At 45.8% G+C, this 23,992-nt stretch carries 23 protein-coding genes; 11 read left to right on the forward strand and 12 right to left on the reverse strand.

Annotated elements, in window-relative coordinates:
• The first annotated feature begins 24 nt into the window (after positions 1–24).
• Both L1D15_RS00510 and L1D15_RS00515 read left to right on the forward strand, forming a co-directional pair.
• Entirely contained in the window at positions 25–270 is a 246-nt protein-coding gene (locus L1D15_RS00510; RefSeq protein ID WP_239835618.1) for a DUF465 domain-containing protein, read from the forward strand.
• 237 nt (positions 271–507) lie between these two features.
• A complete protein-coding gene (locus L1D15_RS00515) occupies positions 508–960 on the forward strand; it encodes a hypothetical protein (RefSeq protein WP_239864740.1) in 453 nt (150 codons plus the stop codon).
• A gap of 102 nt (positions 961–1,062) precedes the next feature.
• Here L1D15_RS00515 and L1D15_RS00520 read toward each other — a convergent pair whose 3' ends face one another.
• The 4 genes from L1D15_RS00520 to L1D15_RS00535 all read right to left on the reverse strand — a co-directional run bounded on the left by L1D15_RS00520 (position 1,063) and on the right by L1D15_RS00535 (position 4,763).
• The gene (locus tag L1D15_RS00520) at positions 1,063–1,854 is read right to left on the reverse strand and encodes an HAD-IIB family hydrolase (RefSeq protein WP_239874307.1); all 792 of its coding nucleotides are present in this window, start codon (positions 1,852–1,854) and stop codon (positions 1,063–1,065) included.
• A 33-nt stretch (positions 1,855–1,887) separates the two neighbouring features.
• Positions 1,888–3,171: a TRAP transporter large permease gene (locus L1D15_RS00525; RefSeq protein ID WP_239874308.1), complete on the reverse strand. Its 1,284-nt coding sequence runs from the start codon at positions 3,169–3,171 to the stop codon at positions 1,888–1,890.
• A 9-nt stretch (positions 3,172–3,180) separates the two neighbouring features.
• Positions 3,181–3,645, reverse strand: a complete 465-nt coding sequence (locus L1D15_RS00530) for a TRAP transporter small permease (protein ID WP_198562599.1) — start codon at positions 3,643–3,645, stop codon at positions 3,181–3,183.
• A gap of 101 nt (positions 3,646–3,746) precedes the next feature.
• Positions 3,747–4,763 carry a C4-dicarboxylate TRAP transporter substrate-binding protein gene (locus tag L1D15_RS00535; RefSeq protein WP_239874309.1) on the reverse strand — a complete coding sequence of 339 codons (1,017 nt, stop codon included), beginning with the start codon at positions 4,761–4,763 and terminating at the stop codon, positions 3,747–3,749.
• Positions 4,764–5,037: 274 nt separating this feature from the next.
• On the opposite strand from L1D15_RS00535, the gene L1D15_RS00540 reads away from it, so the two are divergent.
• A complete protein-coding gene (locus tag L1D15_RS00540; RefSeq protein ID WP_239874310.1) occupies positions 5,038–5,742 on the forward strand; it encodes a glycerophosphodiester phosphodiesterase family protein in 705 nt (234 codons plus the stop codon).
• Between the two features lie 8 nt (positions 5,743–5,750).
• Entirely contained in the window at positions 5,751–6,512 is a 762-nt protein-coding gene (locus tag L1D15_RS00545) for a DeoR/GlpR family DNA-binding transcription regulator (protein WP_239874311.1), read from the forward strand.
• A gap of 96 nt (positions 6,513–6,608) precedes the next feature.
• On the opposite strand, the gene L1D15_RS00550 is transcribed toward L1D15_RS00545, so the two are convergent.
• Positions 6,609–7,796, reverse strand: a complete 1,188-nt coding sequence (locus tag L1D15_RS00550; protein WP_239874312.1) for an MFS transporter — start codon at positions 7,794–7,796, stop codon at positions 6,609–6,611.
• Positions 7,797–7,918: 122 nt separating this feature from the next.
• On the opposite strand from L1D15_RS00550, the gene L1D15_RS00555 reads away from it, so the two are divergent.
• From L1D15_RS00555 to L1D15_RS00570, 4 genes are all read left to right on the forward strand, one after another.
• The gene (locus tag L1D15_RS00555; protein ID WP_239874313.1) at positions 7,919–8,800 is read left to right on the forward strand and encodes a LysR family transcriptional regulator; all 882 of its coding nucleotides are present in this window, start codon (positions 7,919–7,921) and stop codon (positions 8,798–8,800) included.
• Between the two features lie 79 nt (positions 8,801–8,879).
• The gene (locus L1D15_RS00560) at positions 8,880–9,197 is read left to right on the forward strand and encodes a heavy metal-binding domain-containing protein (RefSeq protein ID WP_239874314.1); all 318 of its coding nucleotides are present in this window, start codon (positions 8,880–8,882) and stop codon (positions 9,195–9,197) included.
• Positions 9,198–9,264: 67 nt separating this feature from the next.
• Positions 9,265–9,723, forward strand: a complete 459-nt coding sequence (locus L1D15_RS00565; protein WP_239874315.1) for a YaiI/YqxD family protein — start codon at positions 9,265–9,267, stop codon at positions 9,721–9,723.
• Positions 9,724–9,732: 9 nt separating this feature from the next.
• Positions 9,733–10,686, forward strand: coding sequence for a LysR family transcriptional regulator (locus L1D15_RS00570; protein WP_239874316.1), 954 nt, complete (start codon positions 9,733–9,735; stop codon positions 10,684–10,686).
• 48 nt (positions 10,687–10,734) lie between these two features.
• Here L1D15_RS00570 and L1D15_RS00575 read toward each other — a convergent pair whose 3' ends face one another.
• The 4 genes from L1D15_RS00575 to L1D15_RS00590 form a co-directional block, all read right to left on the reverse strand.
• Positions 10,735–11,187, reverse strand: coding sequence for a copper chaperone PCu(A)C (locus tag L1D15_RS00575; RefSeq protein ID WP_239874317.1), 453 nt, complete (start codon positions 11,185–11,187; stop codon positions 10,735–10,737).
• A complete protein-coding gene (locus L1D15_RS00580) occupies positions 11,187–11,786 on the reverse strand; it encodes an SCO family protein (protein WP_239874318.1) in 600 nt (199 codons plus the stop codon). Before L1D15_RS00580 ends, L1D15_RS00575 begins: the two co-directional genes overlap by 1 nt.
• Positions 11,783–12,211, reverse strand: a complete 429-nt coding sequence (locus tag L1D15_RS00585) for a hypothetical protein (RefSeq protein ID WP_239874319.1) — start codon at positions 12,209–12,211, stop codon at positions 11,783–11,785. Before L1D15_RS00585 ends, L1D15_RS00580 begins: the two co-directional genes overlap by 4 nt.
• A 95-nt stretch (positions 12,212–12,306) precedes the next feature.
• Entirely contained in the window at positions 12,307–12,849 is a 543-nt protein-coding gene (locus tag L1D15_RS00590) for a GNAT family protein (RefSeq protein WP_239874320.1), read from the reverse strand.
• A gap of 229 nt (positions 12,850–13,078) precedes the next feature.
• Here L1D15_RS00590 and L1D15_RS00595 point away from each other — a divergent pair, with 229 nt between their 5' ends.
• Positions 13,079–14,356 (forward strand): HD domain-containing protein, encoded by a 1,278-nt coding sequence (locus tag L1D15_RS00595; protein WP_239835606.1) that lies wholly within the window; start codon positions 13,079–13,081, stop codon positions 14,354–14,356.
• A gap of 29 nt (positions 14,357–14,385) precedes the next feature.
• Here the strand turns inward: L1D15_RS00595 and L1D15_RS00600 are convergent, their stop codons facing one another.
• Positions 14,386–15,039: a DUF2057 family protein gene (locus L1D15_RS00600; protein WP_239874321.1), complete on the reverse strand. Its 654-nt coding sequence runs from the start codon at positions 15,037–15,039 to the stop codon at positions 14,386–14,388.
• A gap of 502 nt (positions 15,040–15,541) precedes the next feature.
• Between L1D15_RS00600 and L1D15_RS00605 the strand changes: the two genes are divergently transcribed.
• Both L1D15_RS00605 and L1D15_RS00610 read left to right on the forward strand, forming a co-directional pair.
• A complete protein-coding gene (locus L1D15_RS00605) occupies positions 15,542–16,939 on the forward strand; it encodes a tryptophanase (protein WP_239835604.1) in 1,398 nt (465 codons plus the stop codon).
• A 412-nt stretch (positions 16,940–17,351) separates the two neighbouring features.
• Positions 17,352–19,880, forward strand: a complete 2,529-nt coding sequence (locus L1D15_RS00610; protein ID WP_239874322.1) for a glycosyl hydrolase family 18 protein — start codon at positions 17,352–17,354, stop codon at positions 19,878–19,880.
• Positions 19,881–19,952: 72 nt separating this feature from the next.
• Here L1D15_RS00610 and L1D15_RS00615 read toward each other — a convergent pair whose 3' ends face one another.
• Together L1D15_RS00615 and L1D15_RS00620 are read right to left on the reverse strand one after the other, a co-directional pair.
• Positions 19,953–22,067, reverse strand: coding sequence for a type I secretion system permease/ATPase (locus L1D15_RS00615; RefSeq protein ID WP_239864715.1), 2,115 nt, complete (start codon positions 22,065–22,067; stop codon positions 19,953–19,955).
• Between the two features lie 11 nt (positions 22,068–22,078).
• Positions 22,079–23,989 (reverse strand): EAL domain-containing protein, encoded by a 1,911-nt coding sequence (locus L1D15_RS00620; protein WP_239874323.1) that lies wholly within the window; start codon positions 23,987–23,989, stop codon positions 22,079–22,081.
• Between the last annotated feature and the right edge of the window lie 3 nt (positions 23,990–23,992).

The following is a 23,992-nucleotide window of genomic DNA, read 5'->3' on the forward strand; positions in this document are numbered from 1 at the left end:
ACTAAGATAAGCAAAGGAGCCGTTATGCTAGGTGAAGACCACTCTCTACTCAATGAGTTTCCACAGTATAAAGAAACCATTCGAGCATTAGCTAAAATGGATGAAAATTTTCTCGCTGCAATGAAGTCCTACGATTCACTAGATAAGGAAATCCGCAAATTGGAGATGATGGACTCTCCTGTTAGTGATGAAGAAATGCACAAAATGAAACATGATCGGGCAGTGATGAAAGATCAGCTCCATAAGCGATTGATTAGTGCGCATCGATAATATTAACAATAAGGTCAGAAAGCACCGGACTAGGGGAGCGCCCTTCCCCTAGGCTCATCATTCAACATATACAAGGTACTGTTCTAGAATTATCGTAAGACGAGGTAATTCCGAATTAGGCCTTCAGTTATGGGCATATTTACTTGCAATAAGTGCTATAAGTTTGTCGCCCCCAATGCATTAGCCTCTAGAGGCGGAATTTGCCACGCGTGTTTCCAGTTTCTCATGGCATCAAAGATGCCTACAAAGCTTGTAGACCTCGTTTACAAGGAGATAGAAGAAGGAAATCAAATCAAGAATTTCTGTATTATTAAAACCGAATGCGACAGTTGGATCACTGTTGACCTTAAATACCCATTTTCACAGATATACGATTTGAGTGGGGTAACTTATGTCGAAAGCTCAAACAATGCAACATACACAGATGTAGAACATCACTCTTCCCAAGGTGGCACCGAAACGGTCAAAATTCAGTCTGTGTTGAGGCTCATTGATGAGCCTCAAACTGCTGCAAGTGTGCATGACTTGTCTTACTACGCACGTTATGTTGTGCGTCTTATTATTCTTTGTCTATTAATTTTGATTGCTTTGATCTATTTCTTTCCTAAGCCTATCTTATTATTCATTCAAGTTGTCCCACCCGTTGTCTTCTTTAGTTGGGTTGTTAGGCAGTTTTTTAAAGATAGATAAAGCCTAGGTCGATTGGTCTACGTTGGATTAGTACCTTCCATGGTAAAAGCTGAATATCCTGGGCATGAACAGGTTGCACTTTAGGGCTAAATACTTAACTGCTTACTGAGTATTGAGTGCTAGCAACTTTTCAGTAAACTGCGCAAAACCGTAGCCGCCTGGCTCCGTCATTAGGACCGAAGGATGAAACGCCAAGCGATCCCAATAGTGCTTAATATTCGCGACCCCAACACTGTTTGGCATAATTTCAAACATGTGCTGGTCGTTCATTGAGTCACCGACATAACAGGCGCGCGTTGTGATCTCTTGGCTAGACAGGCCTTTCTCGGTAAGGAATGCTGTTGCTGTGGCCTTTTTCGAGTGCTCGCCATACCATGCATTAATGTGAATCGAGCTGGCGGTGGCGTGGGCACCTAAAGCATGAATCTTAGCGACAATTTCTTCGATCACGGTTTCGTCTACACGGGGGCGGTTCTGGCCGATATCAATCGCCACTTCACACAAGCGATAGGATTGATCCAGTGTCAGCGACAAGTCTGGGTAGTCACGTAGGATGTCTTCAACCTGCGCTTTGAGCTTTGTTTGGTCGTCGCGGATAGCTTCAAGAGGAACACCAGAGCGTAGGGTAAGATAGCCATCCTTCTTTTCCATAATAAACGCGCCGTTTTCACCCAGTACGGCATCCACAGGCCAAAGCTGGGCAATATGGTCACACCAACCCGCACACGCCCCCGTTACAGCGACCACTTTCTTGCCTGAGTCTCTTAATTTTTGTAGTGCGATTAAGGTCTCTGGCGGCAAACGGCCTTCCCAAGTCAGGGTGTCATCGACATCCGTCAGTACCCAGTCGACCTGTTTCCAGTTTTGGTTTAAATCATTCGTTACCGAATTCATTTCTACACCTCAAAATTCTTTCAATACATCGTGTTAAAGTAAATTCGGCAAACACATCACTAAGCTTTCTGAGAAAGTCAGCAGCATCAACACCGCCAGTAGCGCCAACAGTAGTGGCGCCACTTCTCGTACAAAATCAACCATACGTACCTTTAGGATGGAACATACGGTGAACATCATTGAACCAAATGGCGGTGTCACACCCCCAATCATGATATTTACAATGACAATGATGCCGAAGTGAACTGGGTTGACGCCCAAGTTCAGTACGGCTGGCAGTAGCAATGGCGTGAGGATGATCATCGCCGCGCCACCTTCAATAAACATCCCAACAACTAACAGCAGAGCGTTAATGAGTAGCAGCAATACCAGTTTGTTGTCTGTCAGTTCAATCAGTGCTGAGGCCACATTGTGTGGGATTTGTTCCAGCGTCATGTAGTAGCCAAACACCATAGCACCAATAATGATGAACATGACGCTACTGGTGCCTTGAACCGTTTCACGCATGATCATTGGAATATGCTTAAAGCCAAGCTCGCGATACACAAATGCGCCAATGATGATGCAGAGTAGAACCGCAATCGCACCTGCCTCTGTCGGTGTAAACAAACCAAAGCGCATCCCCAAAATGATGCCAAAAGGAATCAGCAATGCAGGCACGGCTTTCAGGAAGTAATGGAAACGCTCTTTCGCTGTTGCAGGCTCTGAACGAGATGGCTTGTACTTACGTTTGCGGGCGATAAACGCGATGGTCAGCATCAGGGAAGCCGCCATCAGGAGCGCTGGCACATAACCCGCAATAAACATCTGGTGAACAGAAACATTGGCGAGCAACGCAAAAATGATCAGGTTGATACCCGGCGGAATCACTGGGCTGATGCTTGAAGAAGCTGCGGTTACCGCTGCGGTAAAGGGTAGGTCATAACCGCGTTTAGTCATTTCTGGCGCCAGTATTTTCGACTGCATCGCAGCATCAGCGTTGGCAGAACCTGAAATGCCGCCCATCAACGTGCTTAATGCTACGTTAACCTGTGCCAGACCACCTGTTTTGTGGCCAATCATAGAATCGGCAAAGGCCAGTAGGCTTCGGCTGATCCCAGCGTAGTTCATGACCGAGCCAACCATAATGAAAAACGGTATCGCTAACAGCGGAAAAGATTCAGCGGAGCTGATGAAACGCTGCATAACCAAGCTCACGGGAATCGAATCATTGATGAATAAGAAGTAGACCATCGATGAGGCGATCAGTGAAAAAGCAATGGGAATATTGAGCAGAAAAAGGACAAATAGAATGATGATTGGCAGATAGCTTTCCATCGACAGAACCTATTTTTGTGAACGCTTAAGTAACGCGACGTCATCCACAATGAACTTCACTGTGTGAATAGCCATAAGAACAAAACAAAGTACCAGTACGCCGTTAATGGCGAAGTACGACAGGCCCATTACAGGCGTGACTTTGTTGGAAAGCATCAGGTATTGATAGCTCAGAATCGCCATCAAGATATTGAGGGCCAGTAAGAACACAGACACACCGAGCTTAAATGCAGGTTTCGCTTTGCTTGGCAGCATAGCGACCATGACGTCGACGCCCATATGCAGCTTATGCTTGTAACAAGAGCTGATACCTAAGTACACCGCCCAGATAAAGCAGATCACAGACAGCTCTTCGCTCCAAGGGACGACAAAGCCAAACCCGTAACGTAAAACGACGTTCACAATCACAACCAGTACCGTGATTGAAATAGCAATCGAAGCGAGGACCTCTTCAATATTTCTTAGTAAAAACAAAAAATCTTCTCCGGTAAATTACCTACTAACCATAGATAATTTACGAACAATGCGGCCTGAAAAACATCAAGCCGCATCTAGGTTAGTTAGTGTTTTGTGAGTTATTGAGCTGCACGAATCGTTTCTAGCTCTTGCATGATCTTAGCGTGGATGCCTTCGCTCCATTCAGGGAACTGGTTGTAGACATCAGCCGTTAGCTGGTTGAACTCTTCAGAGTTGACTTCGTTAAACGTTACGCCAAGTTCTTCCAGTTTCTGGGTGTATTCCGTATCTAGCTTGACCAGCTCAGAGGTGTTTGAAATCGCGCCCGCTTCCAGCTCTTCGTTAATGATTTGCTGCTGCTCTGGAGTGAACTTGTCCCACAACTTAGGAGAAATATAGATGCCGACTGTGCCAAGGAAGTGCTTGGTGAGTGACATGTTCTTCGCGACTTCATAGATCTTAGTCGAGTACATCGTCAGAATAGAACCTTCCAGACCGTCAACCACACCTTGCTGAACACCTGCGTAGGTTTCTGGGAATGGCAGAGATGCAGGTGCCGCGCCCATCGCAGATAGCGTGCTAATGAACAGTTGGCTTTGTGGCACGCGAATACGCATGCCTTTCATATCTGCAGAGTTCACGATCTCTTTGTTGGTGATCATGTGGCGGAAGCCGAACATGTAATCTGCATTCAGTACTTTAATACCTTTCTCTTCTGCTTTCGCTTTTAGCCCAGCGACAAACTCTGTGTCCATCATTGCTAGGTATTCATCGTACGTGTTGTAAAGCATTGGTCCAGCAAGCGCCGCGAAGTCTGGTACGTAGTCACCTAGGTAGGTTAAATCTTCGACCGCGATCCAGTTTGCACCGTTTACAACCTGCTCTAGGTTATCTTTGTATACAGGTAGCTGCCCGCCTGGGAATACTTTGATGTTCACTGAACCGTCAGTACGTGCACGGATTTTGTCTGTCGCCTTAATGAGCTCCTTAGTCAGTAACTCATTTTGCGTAAATACCAGGCTCATGTTGATGTTGATTGGATCAGCAGTCGCCTCAGCTTCAGGCTTTTTCGATTCACCACAACCTACTAAAAGTAGCGCTGCCGCTGTAATTACCGCACCTAATAGCTTTTTCATTTGTCAGTACCTTATTGATGGCTGTTTTATAAAAATTAGAGAGTGATATGTAATATTTGTAGAGTATGCGAGCAAATTATTACACTCATATGAACATTTTCATTATTAATATGAACATATTTTGAATGAGATCTCACAATTGTTTAGCAACATCAGCCATTGCCGCTGATGTCGTTTTTCAGCTAAATTAAAGGATATATCGTTATAAATAATAAAACTGTAATAAAACCAATCTATTGTCGCTTGGTTTTCAAATGAACATTGAGGGTACACTATGATTACAGGCCATCGCGGTGCGGCATCGTTAGCACCAGAGAATACTTTGGTGAGCATTGAACACGCTGCTAAGTCAGGTGCCCTATGGGTAGAAATCGATACCCAACTCAGCGCAGACAACGTTCCAGTTATCATTCACGATAAGACAGTTGATCGTTGTACCAACGGCAAAGGTAAAGTATCAGACCTTGATATTAAGGCGCTTAAAGCACTCGATGCAGGGAGCTGGTTCGGTACATCGTTCGAAGGAGTATCCATTCCCACTCTCGAAGAGGCGTTGGATAAATGTGTCGAACTCGGGCTCACGCTGAATCTGGAGTTGAAAACTTACGATGACAAAACCATCGACACCCTGGTCGAGCAAGTGGTTAAGGTAGTGAAGCAGAAAAACTACCCGCTGGATAAGCTGCTTTTATCAAGTTTTAGCAAAGAGGCACTGGCCATTTGCCAAGCGCAGATACCAGAAGTAAGACGTGGGTTCATCTGCGAAGTGTGGAATGATTTTAGCCTAGAGTCGTTGCAAGACTTGGACTTGTTCAGCATCCACATTGATCACAAAATTCTTGATGCTAAGATTGCGAAGTCGATTAAAAACGCGGGTTTGGTGTTAAAGATTTGGACGTTGAATGCGCCAGACAAAGCACAGGCGTTTTACGATTTGGGTGTGGATTACATCATCACGGATAAGCCAAACGAATTTTAGTAGGAACTATGGAACTGAACCAACGCCAAAAACAGATCCTCGCGACCCTTAAAGCAGATCAAGATGTTCAGATTGATCAGTTGGCCGAGTTGTTTTCGGTGACCACGCAAACCATTCGGCGCGATGTAAACAACTTGTGCGAACAAGGGCTAGCGCGTCGAGTTCACGGTGGGGTCAGTTTGCCTGCTACCTTAACAAACACCAGCTATCGCTTTCGTTCAGAGGTGGAATCTACCACCAAAGATGACATCGCAATGGCGGTCGCGGATGCCATTCCAGACGGTGCGACTGTGATGATTGGTATTGGTACTACAGTTACGCGCATTGCTCAGTTTCTATTGGGGAAAACTACCTTGCGCGTCGTTACCAACAACCTGCAAGTCGCGAAAATCTTAGAAGCCAATCAGAACATTGAAGTCTACCTTGCCGGCGGCCTGTTTCGCCGTGAGCATCAAGATCTGGTGGGGAGCAGTGTGGTCAACTTCTTCGAGGGCTTTGAAGCCGATATCGGCCTATGCGGTTGCGCGTCAGTGACAAGCAGTCACTTCGCAATGGAGCACGAGCAGTTAGAATCGGACCTGTCTCAATCCATCATGCGCAACAGTCGCCAAACTTGGCTGGTGGCGGATGCCACTAAATGGGAGCGCACTACTGCTATCAAGGTTGCGCCCCTTGCTCACTTTGAGCGTATTTACACCAATAAAGATCATCTACCCAATGAGTTGAATGTTAAAGTCATTCCAAGTGCTCTATCGCCAAGCAAAGAATAAGAACTCTTCCGGTATTTCAAGAACGTACTCCTAAATGCTAGCCCTGTTTATCGACTATTATTAATAGATATGTCTATACATGGAAGGGAAGCGACTTTAGTTTACTTCTGCGCCCTGACATGTTGCTTCACGCTTATCGAGCAAACCGCTGAATTGGGTGAGAAGTAGGGCAGTGATGACAATCAAAGCGCCGACCCAAGGTGTATTCATTAGGCCATGCTGTGCAACGATTAATCCTCCTCCCCATGAGCCTAAAGCGATGCCGACGTTAAACGCTGCTATGTTAAGTCCAGAGGCGACATCAACCGCATCAGGCGTATGTTTTTCTGCCAGATTAACCACGTAAACTTGCAACCCAGGGACGTTACCAAAGGCGAATGCCCCCCAGATTAGAATCGTAATAACAGCACTAACAGGATGGTAAGCAGCAAGGTTGAAGACAAACAGTATCATCGCAAGACCAATAAAAATGGTGGTAAGTGCTTTGACAGGGCCAAGTTTATCGGCCATTTTGCCTCCCCAGATATTGCCAATGGCAACGGACACACCATACACCAACATGATTAACCCTATGGTCCCAGAGCTAAATCCAGAAACGTTTTCCAGTATAGGGGCGAGATAAGTGAAAGCAGTAAAAGTGCCTCCATATCCAAGTGCCGTAATCGCATAAACCAGTAGCAACCTAGGTTCGGTAAGAACCTTTAGCTGGGCTGAAATTTTGGTTGCTGGTGGCTGTTTGAGATTAGCAGGGATTAACAGGGTACTGCCAAGCAAGGCAATGACGCCAAGAATAGCCACGGTGAGAAATGTCGCCTGCCATCCAAATGCTTGCCCGATATAGGTACCAAGAGGAACACCGGTGACCAAAGCAACGGTAAGGCCTGTAAACATGATCGCGATAGCACTGGCGGCTTTTTCTTTGCTGACCAGTCCTGTCGCAACAGTAGAACCGATGGAAAAGAACACCCCATGAGCCAGTCCGGTCAGGATGCGAGCGATGATCAGAGTTTCATAACTCGGAGCTTGCCACGCGAGTACATTGCCTAAAACAAACAAGCTCATTACGGACAATAGGACTCTCTTTCTTGGCCAGTTGCCAGTAAGCGCAGTTATGACAGGAGCTCCAATTGCCACGCCAAGCGCATATAAGCTAACCAATAAGCCAGCGGAAGGTAGGGATACTGCAAGGTCGCTTGCCATAGTCGGAATCAATCCGACGATAACAAACTCAGTAGTGCCGATAGCAAAGGCACTGAGGGTTAAAGCAAAAAGTGCAATTGGCATAATAAATTCCAATAATGATGTCGTGACTGCCATTATTGAAAATCTTTTATTTGTTAAAAATGGTGATTTTATCAAATTACTTTTGCTATAAATAAAGGTAATTAAATTTAATGGACGAAGACATGCGCACACGTTCAGATGAGTTAGAAATGCTACTCGCGGTTGTCGATAGCGGCGGGTTTTCAGCGGCAGCTGAAATGTTAAACATACAAGTTGCCAGAATTTCACGTGCGGTAAGCAAGGTGGAGAAACAGCTGGGTGTTTCAATATTGAACCGAACAACAAGGCGGGTAGAGTTAACCCAAGAAGGTCGGACTTTTGTTGACTCTGTGCGTAAGGGCCTTCACATTATTCATCAGGCTGAAGAAGATCTGATTTCTGGAAGCGAACGTCCTAGAGGTAAGTTACGAGTGGATGCCGCCAGTCCATTTGTTTTCCATCAGCTTGTACCGCTGATACAGTCATTCAAAGATACTTATCCAGAGATTGAGTTGGAAATAACCTCTAACGAAGGTTTTGTTGATTTGCTCGAGCAGCGCACCGATGTCGCTATCCGTATCGGACAACTAAAAGATTCAACATTGCATGCACGTCCACTAGGCAAAAGTGAGCTCTTCATCGTTGCTTCTCCCCAGTATCTGGAATCTGCTGGTGTGCCCCGCACAACGTCAGAATTACAGTCGCATCAATTGATAGGTTTTACATCACCTAAAGTGCTTAACCAATGGCCGCTAAAAGGAGTTGATATCATAGAGCCAGATATCACGTCGAGTAATGGTGAAACGGTTCGGCAGTTGGCACTGGCATCTAATGGTATTGCCTGTTTGTCTGGATTTATGGTTCGCGAAGATATTAAACAAGGTAGGCTGGTATCTTTGCTTGATGATGCCAAGCGCTTTGATACAGGGCGAGAGCAGGTCAGTGCTGTTTACTACAAATCTTCGGCAGTGGCACGGCGAATCTCCGCATTTATCGACTTCATTCAGCCGAAGTTAACCTTGTAGCAAGATTAGTTTGCGAGCGCAGTGCTTGACTAAAGCCACTGCTAATATGGATAACAATGATTTAAAAAGAGGAAAGATTATGATCAAAACAACAACTTCAGTAGTTGAAGGTCGACCTGTACAAGATTATTTGGGCGTTGTGGTTGGTGAAGCTATCTTAGGAGCCAACATTTTCAAAGATATGTTTGGCGCCATTCGAGATGTCGTCGGTGGCCGCTCGGGCGCTTATGAAAGAGAGATGGGCCGAGCGCGTGAGATCGCCTTTGCTGAAATGGAGGAGCGGGCACGTGAGCTAGGTGCGGATGGCATCGTCGGCATCGACATTGATTACGAAGTGATTGGCAGTGGTGGCAGCATGATGATGGTGAGCGTCAGCGGTACCGCGGTGAAGTTTTAAATAAAGGCTATTCAGCAAGGCGCTTTTACGCTGTAATGGGCGCCAATTGCCGATTTAGGAAAAACAGATGAAAATTTGGGTTGATGCGGACGCGTGTCCGGTCGTGATTAGGGATATTCTCTTTCGAGCATCAGAAAGAACGGGCGTGGAAGTCACTTTGGTGGCTAACCAGTTTATCCGCACACCTGCTTCTCCAAAAGTCACCATGCTACAAGTTCAGGCTGGCTTTGATGTGGCAGATAATGAGATTGTCCAGCGCTGTGAAGCCGGCGATCTGGTGATCACCAGTGACATCCCATTGGCCGATGAGATCATCACCAAAGGCGGCCACGTGTTGAGTTCTCGGGGTGAGCCGTTTACTAAAGAGAACATAAAATCACGCCTTAATATTCGTGATTTTATGGAAACCATGCGCAGTAGTGGTGTCCAAACTGGCGGCCCAGCACCGCTAAACCAAGCGGATCGACAGCAATTTGCTAACCATTTAGACAAATGGTTAGTGCAGTGGCAAAGGGCGCAAAAATAGGAGGAGTGGATGTCCTTGGTTAACCAGTTAGCGCTGTTTATTGATGTGGTGCAGCAAGGCTCTTTTACTAAAGCTGCGACTTTGCACAATATGGACAACTCATCCTTGTCAAAACAGATCAAAAAACTGGAAGTCGAGCTGGGTGTGCAGCTTCTTAATCGCTCAACGCGCTCCTTTTCCCTAACGCCAGCGGGTGAAGAAATTCTCGAGCAGGCACATAATCTGGTTGGGACTTTAGGGCATGTTCACTCCATCGCAGACTCTTATCAGGCAAGGCCGAAAGGACGCATACGCATTACCGCACCTTTGCATATTGGCCAGCACTACCTTCAGCCCGTGATTACGCAATTTATGCGCAGTTATCCTGAGGTGGAAATTAACCTGCAAATGGATGATAAGCGTTCAGATATTATTTCTGATCACTTTGATGTCGCATTTCGCCTTGGTCGGCTAGAAGATTCGAGTTTGATTGCAAAGAAAATCGCTGACATCAGGCCGGTTATTTTGGCGTCTGAAAGCTTTATCGAGCAGCACGGAGAACCTCAGACTCCGGACGAGCTAATGAGCTTGCCTTCAGTCGTCTATAGTAATGGGCCACTAACCGTAGATACGGCACGTATTAGCGAGGCACCGGGTGGTAGTACGTTCATAAATCACAAAATGACGGGTAAATATAAGGTCAATGATGTGCTGACATTATTGGCGGCAGTCCAAGATGGGCTTGGCTATGCCATGATTTCCTCCTCCAACCTATACCGCCCAGTTGCCGAGATGAATCTAAAGCCGATCCTGACGCATTACACTCTATGTAATCGCGGCCTCGCCCTTTACGCTTTGTACCCACATCGTAAGCAAACGGCGCTGGTTAGAGAGTTTATTTCTGCGGTGCAGGCACATATTGGTACACCACCAATCTGGGAAAAGCAAGTGCCTAACTTCGCTCAGCTCTATCCAACTCGCTAAAGCGTAGGTAATAAAAAGCCCAGCGAAGGCCGGGCTAATCAACAAAACTTAGTGATGATGTTTGTGGTTCATTCCACTCATGACCTTCTTGATAGGTGCTGAGACGGTCTGTTCTTCACCGTTTGCAAAGGTCAGTTTCACATCAATGCTCTCACCTTCGACCAGCGGCTTTTTCAAGTCAAATAGCATAATGTGCAGGCTACCTGGTTTTAGCTCAACCATGCCATTTGCCGGCACAGTAATTTGATCGATTTGACGCATTTTCATTACATCGCCCTCTTTAATCACGTCATGCAGCTCTACTTTACCTGCAGCTTCAGTGCTGGCAGCAACGATGACTCGATCTTTGGCGCTGTGGTTCATGATTTCAGTGAATACCGCACTGGTGGCTGCACTCGGTGGAGTCGCACGCGCATAGGTATGGGATAGCATGACGTCTGAAGCCGCGTGAGCAAGTGGGCTCAGAGCAATGGACGCTAAAATAAGGGCTTTTAACTTCATTAGGATTTTCCTTGTGACGTAAGTGTTTTCATCGCTTCAACCAAAGGAGCTGGTGTCAGCGTGTGTGGCACTTTAGTAATTAATGTGCCATCTGGTTTTAGGAAATAAAAATAGGAGCTATGGTCAAGGGTGTACTTCAGCTCCGAATTTTCTAATTGGGTCTTACGGAAAATGACGCCATATTTATGTGCCAAAGGCGTTGTGATATCGAGCGGAGCTGATAGTCCTTCAATCATTGGATGAAAATATTGTGCGTACTTGTAAGAATCTGCTGCCGCGTCACGCTCTGGGTCGAGTGAGACAAACATAGGTCTGAATTTAGACTTAACACTTTCGTCCACCTGATTCAGTGCACCAGCTAGCATGGCTAATGATGTTGGGCAGACATCTGGGCAACGTGTGAAGCCAAAGTAAACGATGCGTACGCGAGAGTCTTGTTGATCGAAGATTTTGACCGGTTTGTCATTTTCACCGAACAGGACGACTTCTTTACTGGTTGCAGCAGGAACCTCGATCGTTGGCTGTGAATCCAGATACGCTTTCACGCCAAAGCCAAGTGCAAACGCGGCAACTAAAATTAAAGACCAGTTCTTACTCATTGTTCCATCCTAATCGAGGTGCTCACACTGTGTTGGCCATCAGTGAGTTTGCCAACCCAAGTCATGGCATCAGTCGTACATACCGGCAGAATAACTTGGCCTGTAAACTGGCCTGTTGAGCTTTTATTGAGTTTAAATACGGCGGTACCCATTTCCATCTCGTAGCCTTCCAAAGTCAGCAACAGGCTTTCTTGTTGAGCTTCGGGCCAGTCTACGACGATTTCGGTAGGTACCAGTGGCTGACTGATGTCGCGATCAACTTTTATACGAACATTATCGCTTTCACAAGCTTGAGTGGTGAGTAAGCAGTATTCTGACAAAGGTTTGATTTGAGAACGGCTTTGAAACCATTGGTATAGGTCACCGGCGAAGAAGCCTGCACCCAGCGTTACAACGACTAAGAGCAGCTTTAGCAATGAAGACACGGTGTTCTCTCTTTGGTTTTAAAGCCGCAATCCTATCACCAAGCGAGACTAAATACCTCAGTCAACCAATAAATCTGTGCTTGGAATCAATCTACTTAATGATGAACATTGTGGCGGTGAATCCCATAAATGGCATGATCCAGAATTCGATCTCCAACTTTTTCCTTATTGGTAATGATCCCCTCTAGGGTCATACCTACTCGCTCGGCGACTCGTCGGCTCGGTAGGTTGTCTTTGGCGGCAGATAGCTGGACTTTCTCCATCTGGTACTCATTAAATGCAATATCAATCAGTTTGTTCACAACGCGCGTAATGATGCCTTTGCCTTGCTGGTGTTGCGATAGCCAGTAACCAATTTCGACGGTTTTAGTATCGTGATTTATGGTGTTAAAACTGCAGTTACCCACAATTTCATGATTGTAGAGAATTGCGCACGTCATTGATTTCCCTTCTGCATATTCATGTAATACACGCTGAACGAACATGCGGAAGTCTTGCTCAGACTGGCAGTAGGGAGGCCAAGCTAACCATTGTGATAAGTATTCCGTTTGACTGGATACTAATTCGCTGTACTGAGTGGCAAATGATTCCTGGACAAGAGCGAGTTCGAGTTCAGAGTCGATAGAGATTGTGAACATAAGGAACCTAAACAAGTTGAATATGAAAGGTTAACTTAACAGAGAATGACTGGTATGACCATAAACACCTGTTGCAAAAACATTTTTCATGTAGCACGAAGTTCGCCCAAGACGTTATACAAATCACAATTATATAAATAGTCTTAATGAATTTATGGTTTTTATGAAACGAAATCGTTTAGCCTTATAAATCTAAAATAAGAAAAATTAGTCAGTTAGGTTAATACGAATGGATGAATCGCTTGATAACGTAAGCGTAGATTTACGTCAGGTGCTATTTGAAATCGCTTCAGCTCTCGATGACGTTGGAATTGATGATATCAACCATGGTTACCGAGTTGGGTACATTGCTTATCAATGTGCTAAACGAATGGGGTGGGAGGAAGAGCTATCTCAACTCGCTTTTTCTCTGGGGTTGATTCATGACTGTGGTGTTTCACAGTCTGATGAATTGACCTATCTGTTCGAGTCAATGGCTCCGAAGAACACAAAGAAGCACTGTATTAAAGGACACGGGTTGCTGAGTGTTTGCCCGCCTTTAGCTGTTTTTGCTCTGCCGGTTTTGTATCACCATACTCAATGGCAACATCTGAGCTGTGAAGACAGATTGTCTGAAACGGATAAACAGCTTGCTGGGCTGCTATTTATTTCCGATCGAGTCGACTATCTCTACTCGCGTTTTTACCCGGATCAATACGGCAATATCACTGAAAATAATAAACGGTCTATTATTGGTGAACTCACCGCAAATGTTGGTACTTTATTTGAGCCGAATATGGTTCAGCATATGTGTGAATTGATCGATAATGACGACTTCTGGTTTTCTATGGAATCTCGTTATATAGAAACCATGGCAAGCCGCTTTCCTTCCATACCTTTCTTTTCATCGTGTTTGGGGTTAGAAGACACGATTGCGGTGGCAGAATTTTTTGCCCAGATTGTCGATGCCAAAAGTACTTTCACATTCCAACATTCTCGACATGTTGCAGAGTTAACCTCATTTCTAGGTAAACAATTGGGGTATTCGACGAAAGCGCAACGTATGTTGTATTTGGCTGGTTTAGTGCATGATATTGGCAAGCTGAAAACTCCAGTGGCTATTTTGCATAAACCTGCAGAGTTGACCGATGAAGAATACGCCTGTATCAAGCGTCATGCGACGGATACCCGCCATGCATTAACGAACATGTTTCGTTCCAGTCAAGTGATTGATTGGGCTTCAAACCATCATGAAAGGCTTGATGGTTCAGGGTATCCTTTAGGGAAGACGGCCAAAGAGTTGGATCAACCCAGCCGTATTGTTGCTATTGCCGATGTATTTCAGGCTTTGACGCAATCCCGCCCCTATCGACAAGGGGTCTTGCTTAACGAAACAATGCAAATTCTTCAGGGGTTGGTGGATGACGGTAAACTTGATGCGGTAGTGTTTGAATGCTTGATGGAGAATGAACTGGAGTGTTATCAGATTTCTACAGGTCACCCTGCCATAGAAAAAGCCAGCGCTTAATGCGCAGGCTTTTGGTTTATTGAGCTTGATTACTTTTCCAGCAAGAACTGTTTGAAGCGTGCTTGTGTTTCTGCATCGGCTTTGTTGTACCAGAAATGCAGCATCTCTTCCGCTGTGGAATCGCCTTTGACGCCTTCCTTCGTCACTTGAGCGGGTAGATGAACTGGTTGGACTGTGGCGCCTATGGCGGCGGCTGAAACCGCAGCCACACCACCACGACGGTTGTAATCAGCTAGCTCAATTTGGAAGTTACGCCCTATTTGCATTCCATCTTTTATAAGCTTGTCCTGAGTGACGGCAAGCGGTTTTCCGTTTTCTGTCGTCAGTTGCCAGTCTACATCTTTAATTTTCTTCTCACCTTCGTGGTGATCACGGTATTTCGGCATGTCGAACGTCAGCTCTGTATCACTAGTATTAAAAGTGGCAATGATAGGGTCGCTTTCAAGAATAATTCGGTCATTACCTTGAGTGAAGTACGGTTGATAGCGGAATAAGATTTGGTTCTCACCATTTGGCAGAGTCAGTGTTTTATTCGCCGAAAAGAAACCGCCAGACAATTCTGGTTTGGCATCATTTGCAACCAAGACGTCCACTGTCTCAGGGACGGTAATCGTGACTTCGGCCGCTGCCATCGCACTGAGGCTCAGTGCTGTTGCAGCCAATAATGTTGTACTGATTTTCATGACTTGATCCATTTGGTTTGGTTACCAATACTTTGCCTAGCAAGTTAATAGGTTTCAATTAGATGAATGTCAAAGTGATAAGATTTCACGGAAACTTAACTTTTAATGATGATAAATGTCTTAGTTATTCGAACTAGAGTGTGAGAGGTGCCCGTGACGAACTTTAAATAAGGCCTTTTAGGTTTATGAATGTTCGGCTTTCATTTATATAACGGATGGTTTTTGAGCGGCGTTTCACGGTAAATAGATAACAACACGACTATATTGATTGATGTGTCTGTAACCAAAATAAAGGATAACGCTATGAAATGCATTTGGATGCACGACAGCCGCTTAGTGTTGTCGCCATGGTATAACTTAGACTTCTGCTTGTCCCTGCTGAATAAAGAATCAGCACTTATTTAATTTCCTCAGGTGCATACGCGCCGCTCTTATTTGTCATTTTATTTTTGAATCCAATGCAGTTTTCTGCAGGGATAGATCTATCTATAGGAAATTAAACATGAAACGTATACCAGAGCCTTTTCGTATTAAAATGGTTGAACCGATCAAAGTGACCACATACCAAGATCGAGTCATCGCGTTGAATGAAGCTGGTCTCAACCCCTTCTTATTAAAGAGTGATGATGTGTACATCGACCTTCTAACAGATTCAGGGACAGGTGCGATGAGCGACAACCAATGGGCAGGCATAATGATGGGAGATGAGTCTTATGCCGGAAGTCGCAACTACTACAATCTTTGTCAGGCAGTGGAACATTTCTTTGGTTATAAGCTTACAGTGCCTGCTCACCAAGGACGCGGGGCAGAACAAATTCTGTTTCCAGCGCTGATTGAGCGAATGCGTAGCGTTCGCGGTGGGACGGAGCCGGTTTTCATCTCCAATTATCACTTTGATACAACCGCTGGACATATCGAACTGAATGGTGGTAAGGCAATCAATGTGGTGGATAGACATGCCTTTGATACAACGACGCCTTATGACTGGAAGGGTAACTTTGATCTCGATAAGTTGGAAGCCACGATAGAACAGTATGGCGCTCATAATGTCTGTGCGATTATCACCACCGTCACTTGTAACAGTTCAGGAGGTCAGCCCGTTTCGATGGAAAATATGCGTGCTGTCTATGAGTTAGCGAGTAAAAATGATATTCCAGTCGTGATTGATTCTGCCCGTTACTGTGAAAATGCCTACTTTATAAAACAGCGTGAAGAAGGGTATCAGGATAAGTCCATCTTAGAGATCATTCGTGAAATGTATCAATATGGCGATATGCTCACCATGTCAGCCAAAAAAGATCCAATGGTTAACATCGGTGGCTTGTGCTGTATTAGAGATCATGAGGAGCTTTTTCAAGCGGTGCGAACTCGCTGTGTTCCGATGGAAGGGTTTGTGACCTATGGCGGTATGGCGGGTCGAGATATGGAAGCGTTGGCTCGTGGTTTGTATGAGGGAGCAGACGAAGATTTTCTCCACTACCGGATCAGCCAAGTTCAGTACCTAGGTGATCGCTTACGTGAAGGTGGTATTCCTATTCAGTATCCCACTGGTGGTCATGCCGTTTTTGTCGATGCAGCGAAGATACTGCCACACATTCCACCTGAGGAGTTCCCTGCGCATGTTTTATGTAATGCCCTATATCTTGAATCTGGTGTGCGCGCCGTAGAAATAGGTTCACTTCTTTTAGGGCGTGATCCCGAAACAGGTAAACAAAAGCCGTCAGAGCTGGAGCTGATGCGTTTGACTATACCCCGTCGTGTGTACACCAACGATCACATGGATTACATCGCTGATGCGATCATTGCGCTCAAAGAGCGTGCTCATGAACTTAAAGGCTTAACGTTTGAGTACGAACCACCTGTACTGCGTCATTTCACGGCGCGATTTAAGTCCAAATAATCCTTGATTAAAACCTGCCTCCTAACCCCTTTAGGAGGCAGTATCTTCTATATGTTTTTATTACTATATTTGGTATCTCATTCTTTAAATTATTGACAAATAAGTATGTTTTTCTATATCTGATATTTTATAAAATATGGGCAGGTATCCTCATTTGTGATGTAACAAGTCTAAGATATACAATTATTTTCTGATCTTGCCTCGAAAAGAGTCTTTATTTTTTTCATCAAAAAAAAAGTCTCTCGAATACTGAAAGTGATGTTCTTCGTGATGTAGCAAAGAACAGCGAATACCGATCCTCGATAAGTTTTCCGGCTCACTACTTGGCCAGCTAGGCATTTAAGGCAACTTACGGCGATGGGTATCACTTCCCAACTTTCGGGTAAATGTACAAGGAATGAGAGAAATAGGTATGAATCGTATAACTTTGTGCGCCGCTAGTATCGCTTTGGCGCTATCCGGCACTGCGATGGCTGCACCAACAGCCCCAAGTATTGATGTCTACGGCTCGAACAATCTTCAGTTCTCGAAGATTGAATTAGCAATGGAAACCACCGCTGGTTACAACCAAATGGTGAAATATTTTGATGAAGCTGATATCGCTATTAAGTTTAATCAGTGGAGTGGCACAACAGGGGACACATACAAGGTTTACTTTGATGGTGTTGAGGTAGCTACTGGTCCAATTTCGGGTAGCCAAACAACAGCCAACTTCAAGTATGCGACAGGTGGTCGTTATCAAATGACCATTGAAGCTTGTGATGAAAGTGGCTGTAGCACGAGTGCGCCTGCTGAGATCGTGGTCGCAGATACCGATGGTGCTCATTTAGCACCACTGGCGATGAACGTCGATCCCAATAACAAGAGCTACAACACCGACCCGAGCACAGTCGTTGGTACTTACTTTGTCGAGTGGGGGATTTATGGACGTGAATTTACCGTTGATAATATTCCTGCCGATAATCTGACTCATATCCTTTATGGCTTCATTCCTATTTGTGGTCCGAATGAGTCTGTGAAATCTGTTGGTGGTAACAGCTACAATGCGTTGATGACCGCCTGTACTGGTGTTCCTGATTACGAAGTTGTAATTCATGATCCTTGGGCAGCTTATCAGAAAAGTTTCCCTCAAGCTGGCCATGAATACAGCTCTCCTATCAAAGGTAACTACGCGATGCTGATGGCGCTTAAGCAGCGTAATCCAGATCTAAAAATTATCCCTTCTATTGGTGGTTGGACGTTATCAGACCCATTCTTTGACTTTACTACCAAAGCGAACCGAGACACTTTTGTCGCTTCTGTTAAGCGCTTCCTGACGACTTGGAAATTTTATGATGGCGTCGATATTGACTGGGAATTCCCAGGTGGCGGCGGTGCGGCTCCAGATCTTGGCGACCCGGTGAATGACGGCCCGGCTTATGTCGCGTTGATGCAAGAACTACGTGCAATGCTAGATCAGCTGGAAGCCGATACGGGGCGCACCTACGAGCTGACTTCTGCGATCGGGGTTGGCTATGACAAGATAGAAGACGTGAATTATGCCGATGCGGTTCAGTATATGGATTACATCTTTGCGATGACATATGACTTCTACGGTGGTTGGAATAATGTACCGGGCCATCAGACCGCCCTTTATTGCGGAACGTTTATGCGTCCTGGCCAATGTGACGGCTCCGGGGTGGATGAAAATGGTGAACCGTACAAAGGGCCTGCTTACACAACAGACAATGGTATTCAGCTCTTGTTAGCGCAGGGCGTCCCTGCGAACAAACTGGTTGTTGGTACTGCAATGTATGGTCGTGGTTGGGAAGGCGTGACACCTGATACGCTTACCGATCCTAATGACCCAATGACAGGGACAGGGACTGGTAAGCTGAAAGGCAGCACAGCACAAGGTGTTTGGGAAGATGGTGTAATTGACTATAAAGGTGTGAAGTCCTTTATGCTTGGCGCGGATAATACTGGCATCAACGGTTTTGAATACGGATACGATGCGCAGGCTGAAGCTCCTTGGGTCTGGAATCGTTCTACAGGTCAGTTGATTACGTTTGATGATGACCGCTCTGTGAAAGCGAAGGGTGCCTATGTACGTAGCTTAGGTCTTGCTGGCTTGTTCTCTTGGGAAATCGATGCCGACAACGGTGATATTCTCAATGCGATGCATGAAGGGCTTGCTGGTGGAACTCCGGCGAATCGAGCTCCTGTTGCTGTAGCTGGCGCTGATATAACTGTGACAGGTCCTGCATCGGTTGTATTGGATGGCAGCAGCTCAAGCGATTCTGATGGCAGTGTTGCAAGCTATGCGTGGGAACAACTCTCAGGTACTAGTGTTTCACTAACGGGTGCAGACACCGCACAAGCAAGTTTTGATGTGGCAGAAGTTGCGCAAACTGAAACGCTTACTTTCAAACTGACAGTGACGGATAATGAAGGAGCTACGGGGACTGACACTGTGGTTGTGACAGTGCAGGCGAAAGACACAGGTCCTGTGAACACTGCGCCAGTTGCTGTAGTGTCAGCTCCTGCTACAGTGAATGCTGGAGACGTAGTGGTGGTTGACGCTTCTGGTTCTAGTGATGCCGATAATGATACATTAACGTACAGCTGGGATGTGCCTGCCGGACTTAATGCGACCATTAATGGTGCAACGGTGACGTTTACCGCAGCGGAATATACGCAAGATACTTCATTACTCTTTACGGTTACAGTGAGTGACGCTCAAGCGACCTCTTCTGCTTTGGCGACTGTCGTTGTTGCGAAGAAAGATACAGGTGGCGGTACTTGTACCAACGCTTGGGATTCTAGCGCAGTATACAATGGCGGTGACCAAGTGACTTGGGATGGGAAAGTCTGGGAAGCCAAGTGGTGGACACAAGGTGATGATCCATCTCAATCGGGCCAGTGGGGGGTATGGAAAGAAGTCGGCCCTGCAGACTGCTAATCTAGACAGCTCTTCTTATCGTAGGTAAAGAGAAGCCGCTCAATATTGAGCGGCTTTATTGTTTTTGTCAGTTTAGTTAGCGGCTCTCACTTTACCTTGCTTGAGATTGTTAAGTACCTCAGTTTTAGGTCCATCAGCAATCACACAACCTTTTTCCATGACGATGACTCGATCAACCACATCGAGCATGGATGTTTTATGCGTAATTAAGATCAGCGTTTCCGATGGCTTTAGTTGCGCTAATTGTTGCTTGATGTGCATCTCAGAACGGTTATCCATAGCACTGGTTGGTTCATCCATTAACAGCACTGGTGGGCGACCGAGGAAGGCTCGTGCAATAGTCACGGCTTGACGCTGTCCTCCTGAGAGTAACAAGCCGCCTTCGCCAACCTGACGTTCTAAACCAGCGGGGTCTTGCTGTGTAAATACGGTTACGCCAGCACGATTGGCGGCATCCATCACATCACGATCATCGGCTAGTGGGCGGCCAAGGGTAATGTTGTCGCGAATCGAACCATAGAACAGTTGGCTATCTTGAGGTACACAGCCGATGTTACGCCGAATATCAATGTGATGCAGTTGTTCAATATCGGTATCATCGATGCGTACATGGCCTTCGGTTGGCTTAAATAGACCCAGTATCAAACGTTCCAGTGTTGTCTTACCTGAGCCAATTCGACCAATGATTGCCACTTTCTCACCCGGATTAATCGTGATGCTTAGATCGCGAATAGATGCAATGGGTGAATCAGGATAGTGGAAAGTCACTTTATCTAGTTCAATCTTACCTTGAACAATAGGGCGGTGGATGTAGCGCTTCCCTTCTTCCTGTTCATCTGGCATTTCCATGACTTGCTCGATAATAGTCATAGACGATTTGGCTTGATTGTAGCGTGTAGAGAGTAAGGAAAGTTGGACCATAGGGCCAATGGCTCGGCCGCTAAGCATGGTGGCGGCAATCAAGCCACCCATGGTGAGTTCGCCTTCTGCTATCAAATACACACCAAGGATGATCATACCGACGTTAGACGCTTGTTGAACAAAACCAGCGGTATTTTGGATACCATCTGTGATGCGACGGCTCTTGATATTCCAGTTGGCCATATGAGCAACGGCTTCTTCCCAGCGGAACTGAAATTGGCTCTGTGCACCAAATAATTTTACGGTTTCAAGCCCTGACAAACTCTCAATCAAGTTAGCGTATTTCTGTGAAGCAAGACGTGAGCCTTCTTCAATGGTACGGCGCAATGGGCCCTGAATCAGCGCCGAGTAAACAATCAGAATCACGACGCCAGCAATGGGAACCAAGACTAGATTGCCAGCCATTAACCAAATCAAGACAAGGAAGAGTAAGGAGAACGGCAGGTCAATCAAAGAGCCAATGGTTGCTGAAGTAAAAAACTCCCGAATGGACTCAAATTCTTGTAAGTGGCGGGCGAAAGCCCCAACAGAGGGGGGCCTTGATTCCATGCGAATACCAAGAACTTTGCTGAACAGTTTGGATGAAATTAATATGTCCGACTTCTTGCCCGCCACATCAATGAAGTAGCTGCGCATGATCTTGAGTGTCAGGTCAAACAGGAAGATGACGAAAATGCCACTTGCCAGTACCCATAAGGTTTCAAACGCAAGATTGGGCACCACTTTGTCATAAACTAGGCGGGTAAACATCGGTGCAGCAACGGCAAACAAGTTAATCAGAATAGAAGCGATTAAGACATCGCGGTAGATGTTCTTTGACTGCCAGATAGTGCTCCAGAACCAGTGACCTTCACGGGTTTTGAGGACTTCCGGAGAGCGCTCATCGTAACGAAACTGTTTCTTAACCAGAAAATAGCGGCCAATGTAGAGCTCTTCCAGCTCATCCAATGGGATAGAGATTGGTACTAAACCGGATTCGCCTGTAACGATTTCAGCTTCCTGCTTGTCGCTGTTGATGGCGTTCAGCACACATGCATCGCCGCTTTTGAGTAACAAAACGACAGGTAAGACTAAATCTGAAATATCTTCGAGCTTGGAACGATTTTCTTTTGCAACTAGTCCAGCACGCTCTGCAGAGCGCGGAAATAGGAATGGCGTGAGCTTACCCTCTGTTAAAGGTAAGCCGTTAATCAATGCTTCCGGTGAATTGGCCAGCCCGAAGTAACGGCTGACGTAAATCAGCGAATTGAGTAAAGGATCCTGCATTTAAAACCTTTTTACTTATCGACAATGAAGCCTTGGAAGACATCAATAAAGTGTTCAGACAAAAAGTCCAACTGGGTTTGTGTCTCAACTCGCGACGCAATGGTCTTGATCCCAAGGTTATGTGCGGTACGTGAGATAGAAGTCAAAGTAAATTTCTGTTTCTCATCATCCAGGTGATGAGTGTAGAGATAATCCAGTTTCACGTAAGCAGGGCGGAACTCATTTATGTAGTCCAGCGACTGGAAATTACGCCCGTAGTTATCAACACCAAAATCTGAACCCGCGTTACGCACGGCATTGCAGAAAAGAGCAGTGTGGTGTGGCGTATTCACAAAGCAGCTTTCAGGAATTTCGAAATGCAATTGGCTGGCAACCGATTTGTGTCGGTTTAGCATCTGAGTGATCCAGCGGATGAAGCTCGGTTGAGCAATACTGCTTTGCGAGACGTTAATCGCGATGGGTTCGGCAAATTCGCCATTTTCTAAGCGTTCTACAATTGCCTTGATCACATACTCATCGAATAGGTGACTGGCATTCAACTGCTCAAGAGCGAATAAGTATTGATTAGCGCTAAAGCGCTCACCATTTTTATCTATAGAAGAGAAGACTTCACGGTGATAAGTTTTACCCCAACCGTCATTGGCAGCTTGGAAACGGAACTGGAACCAGTCATTGCTCATCGCTTCTTCGACTAGTGTCTTCCACTGTTGTTTACCCATCAGGTTCTCGGAGCTGTTACCGGTGACGTAGCCGTAGGCTATTTCTGGGTCGGATTTTGCCGTGGCTAAAGCATTATCTAGCATGGTGAGTACTTCAGACGCACTCTTAGTTGCTTCGCTGTAGACGACGCCAAGCGATAAGTTCGATGTGGCCATGCCGGTCGGGTCAGCATTGATGTCTTGAACGTAAGTTACGATGCTCTCTGACACTAGTTTAAGATCCGTTTCATCTATGTTTGGTAAGATAAAACCGAACTCGGCAGAGGATATACGAGCAAGTGTCACATCCGGCGAAGTCAAAGACACTTTTAGGTGATCTGCTAACTCGCGTACCATGCCATCGCCTGCTTCGTAACCTTTTTCCTCATACAACTCATGAATAAAGCTGGCTTCAAGAATGGCTACACCACCAAAACCACCTTCACCAAGCCATGAGTTCAACTGGCTCATATAGTAAGCGCGGTTGCCAAGCCCAGAAACAGGGTCAATATACGCGCGCTCACGGAGCTGTTGAGCTTCTTTGGCTTGAGCTTGGAAGGATTTCTCTACCTGTGCGGACATACTGTTGATGCCATCAACGACATAGATTAAATCTTTCGTGGTTGGTCTAGGAAGAGGATCTCCAAATTGATTGCGTGCCACCTGTTCCATTTTCTCCACGATGAGTTGAAGAGGGCGAAGGGCACGTTTAAGAATAAAGGCGATGGCCAAGAGACCAATAGTAAAAATCAGGCTGAAAGCAACAACCAAACGCTCGAATGCGTTCCACAACTGGGTGTAGGCATCCCCAGTGTGGCTGACGATTTCAACTTCGGCTAATTGCATCCATCCACTGGTCACTACACGCCGATCGTGAATTTTTTCAAACAAGTGTAGGTTGGTGAACCACTCTGGTACATCGAGAGGTTTGACTGGATAAGAGCGCAGAATCTCTTCGCCACTATCTAAGAAGATCAGTCGAACGACGGAATAACTGCTGCCATCAAATAGAGCATTGATAACAGACTCCACTGCGACCTGATCTTTGCTCTCTAGATAGGGAGCCAAAGCCAAGCCGACCGTATTAATGGTGTTATTCACTTCTGAGCGCTGCTGCTGCACTAAGTTATTGCGCGTGGTGTTAAATTCGATGATGAAAACCGAAGCCATCAGCATCAAAAATACAGCAATCATTCCCGCGACAAGCTGTTTATATAAAGTCATATT

The sequence above is a fragment of the Vibrio sp. Isolate25 genome, assembly GCF_022398025.1.
In the GTDB taxonomy this organism is placed as follows: Bacteria; Pseudomonadota; Gammaproteobacteria; order Enterobacterales; family Vibrionaceae; genus Vibrio; species Vibrio coralliilyticus_A.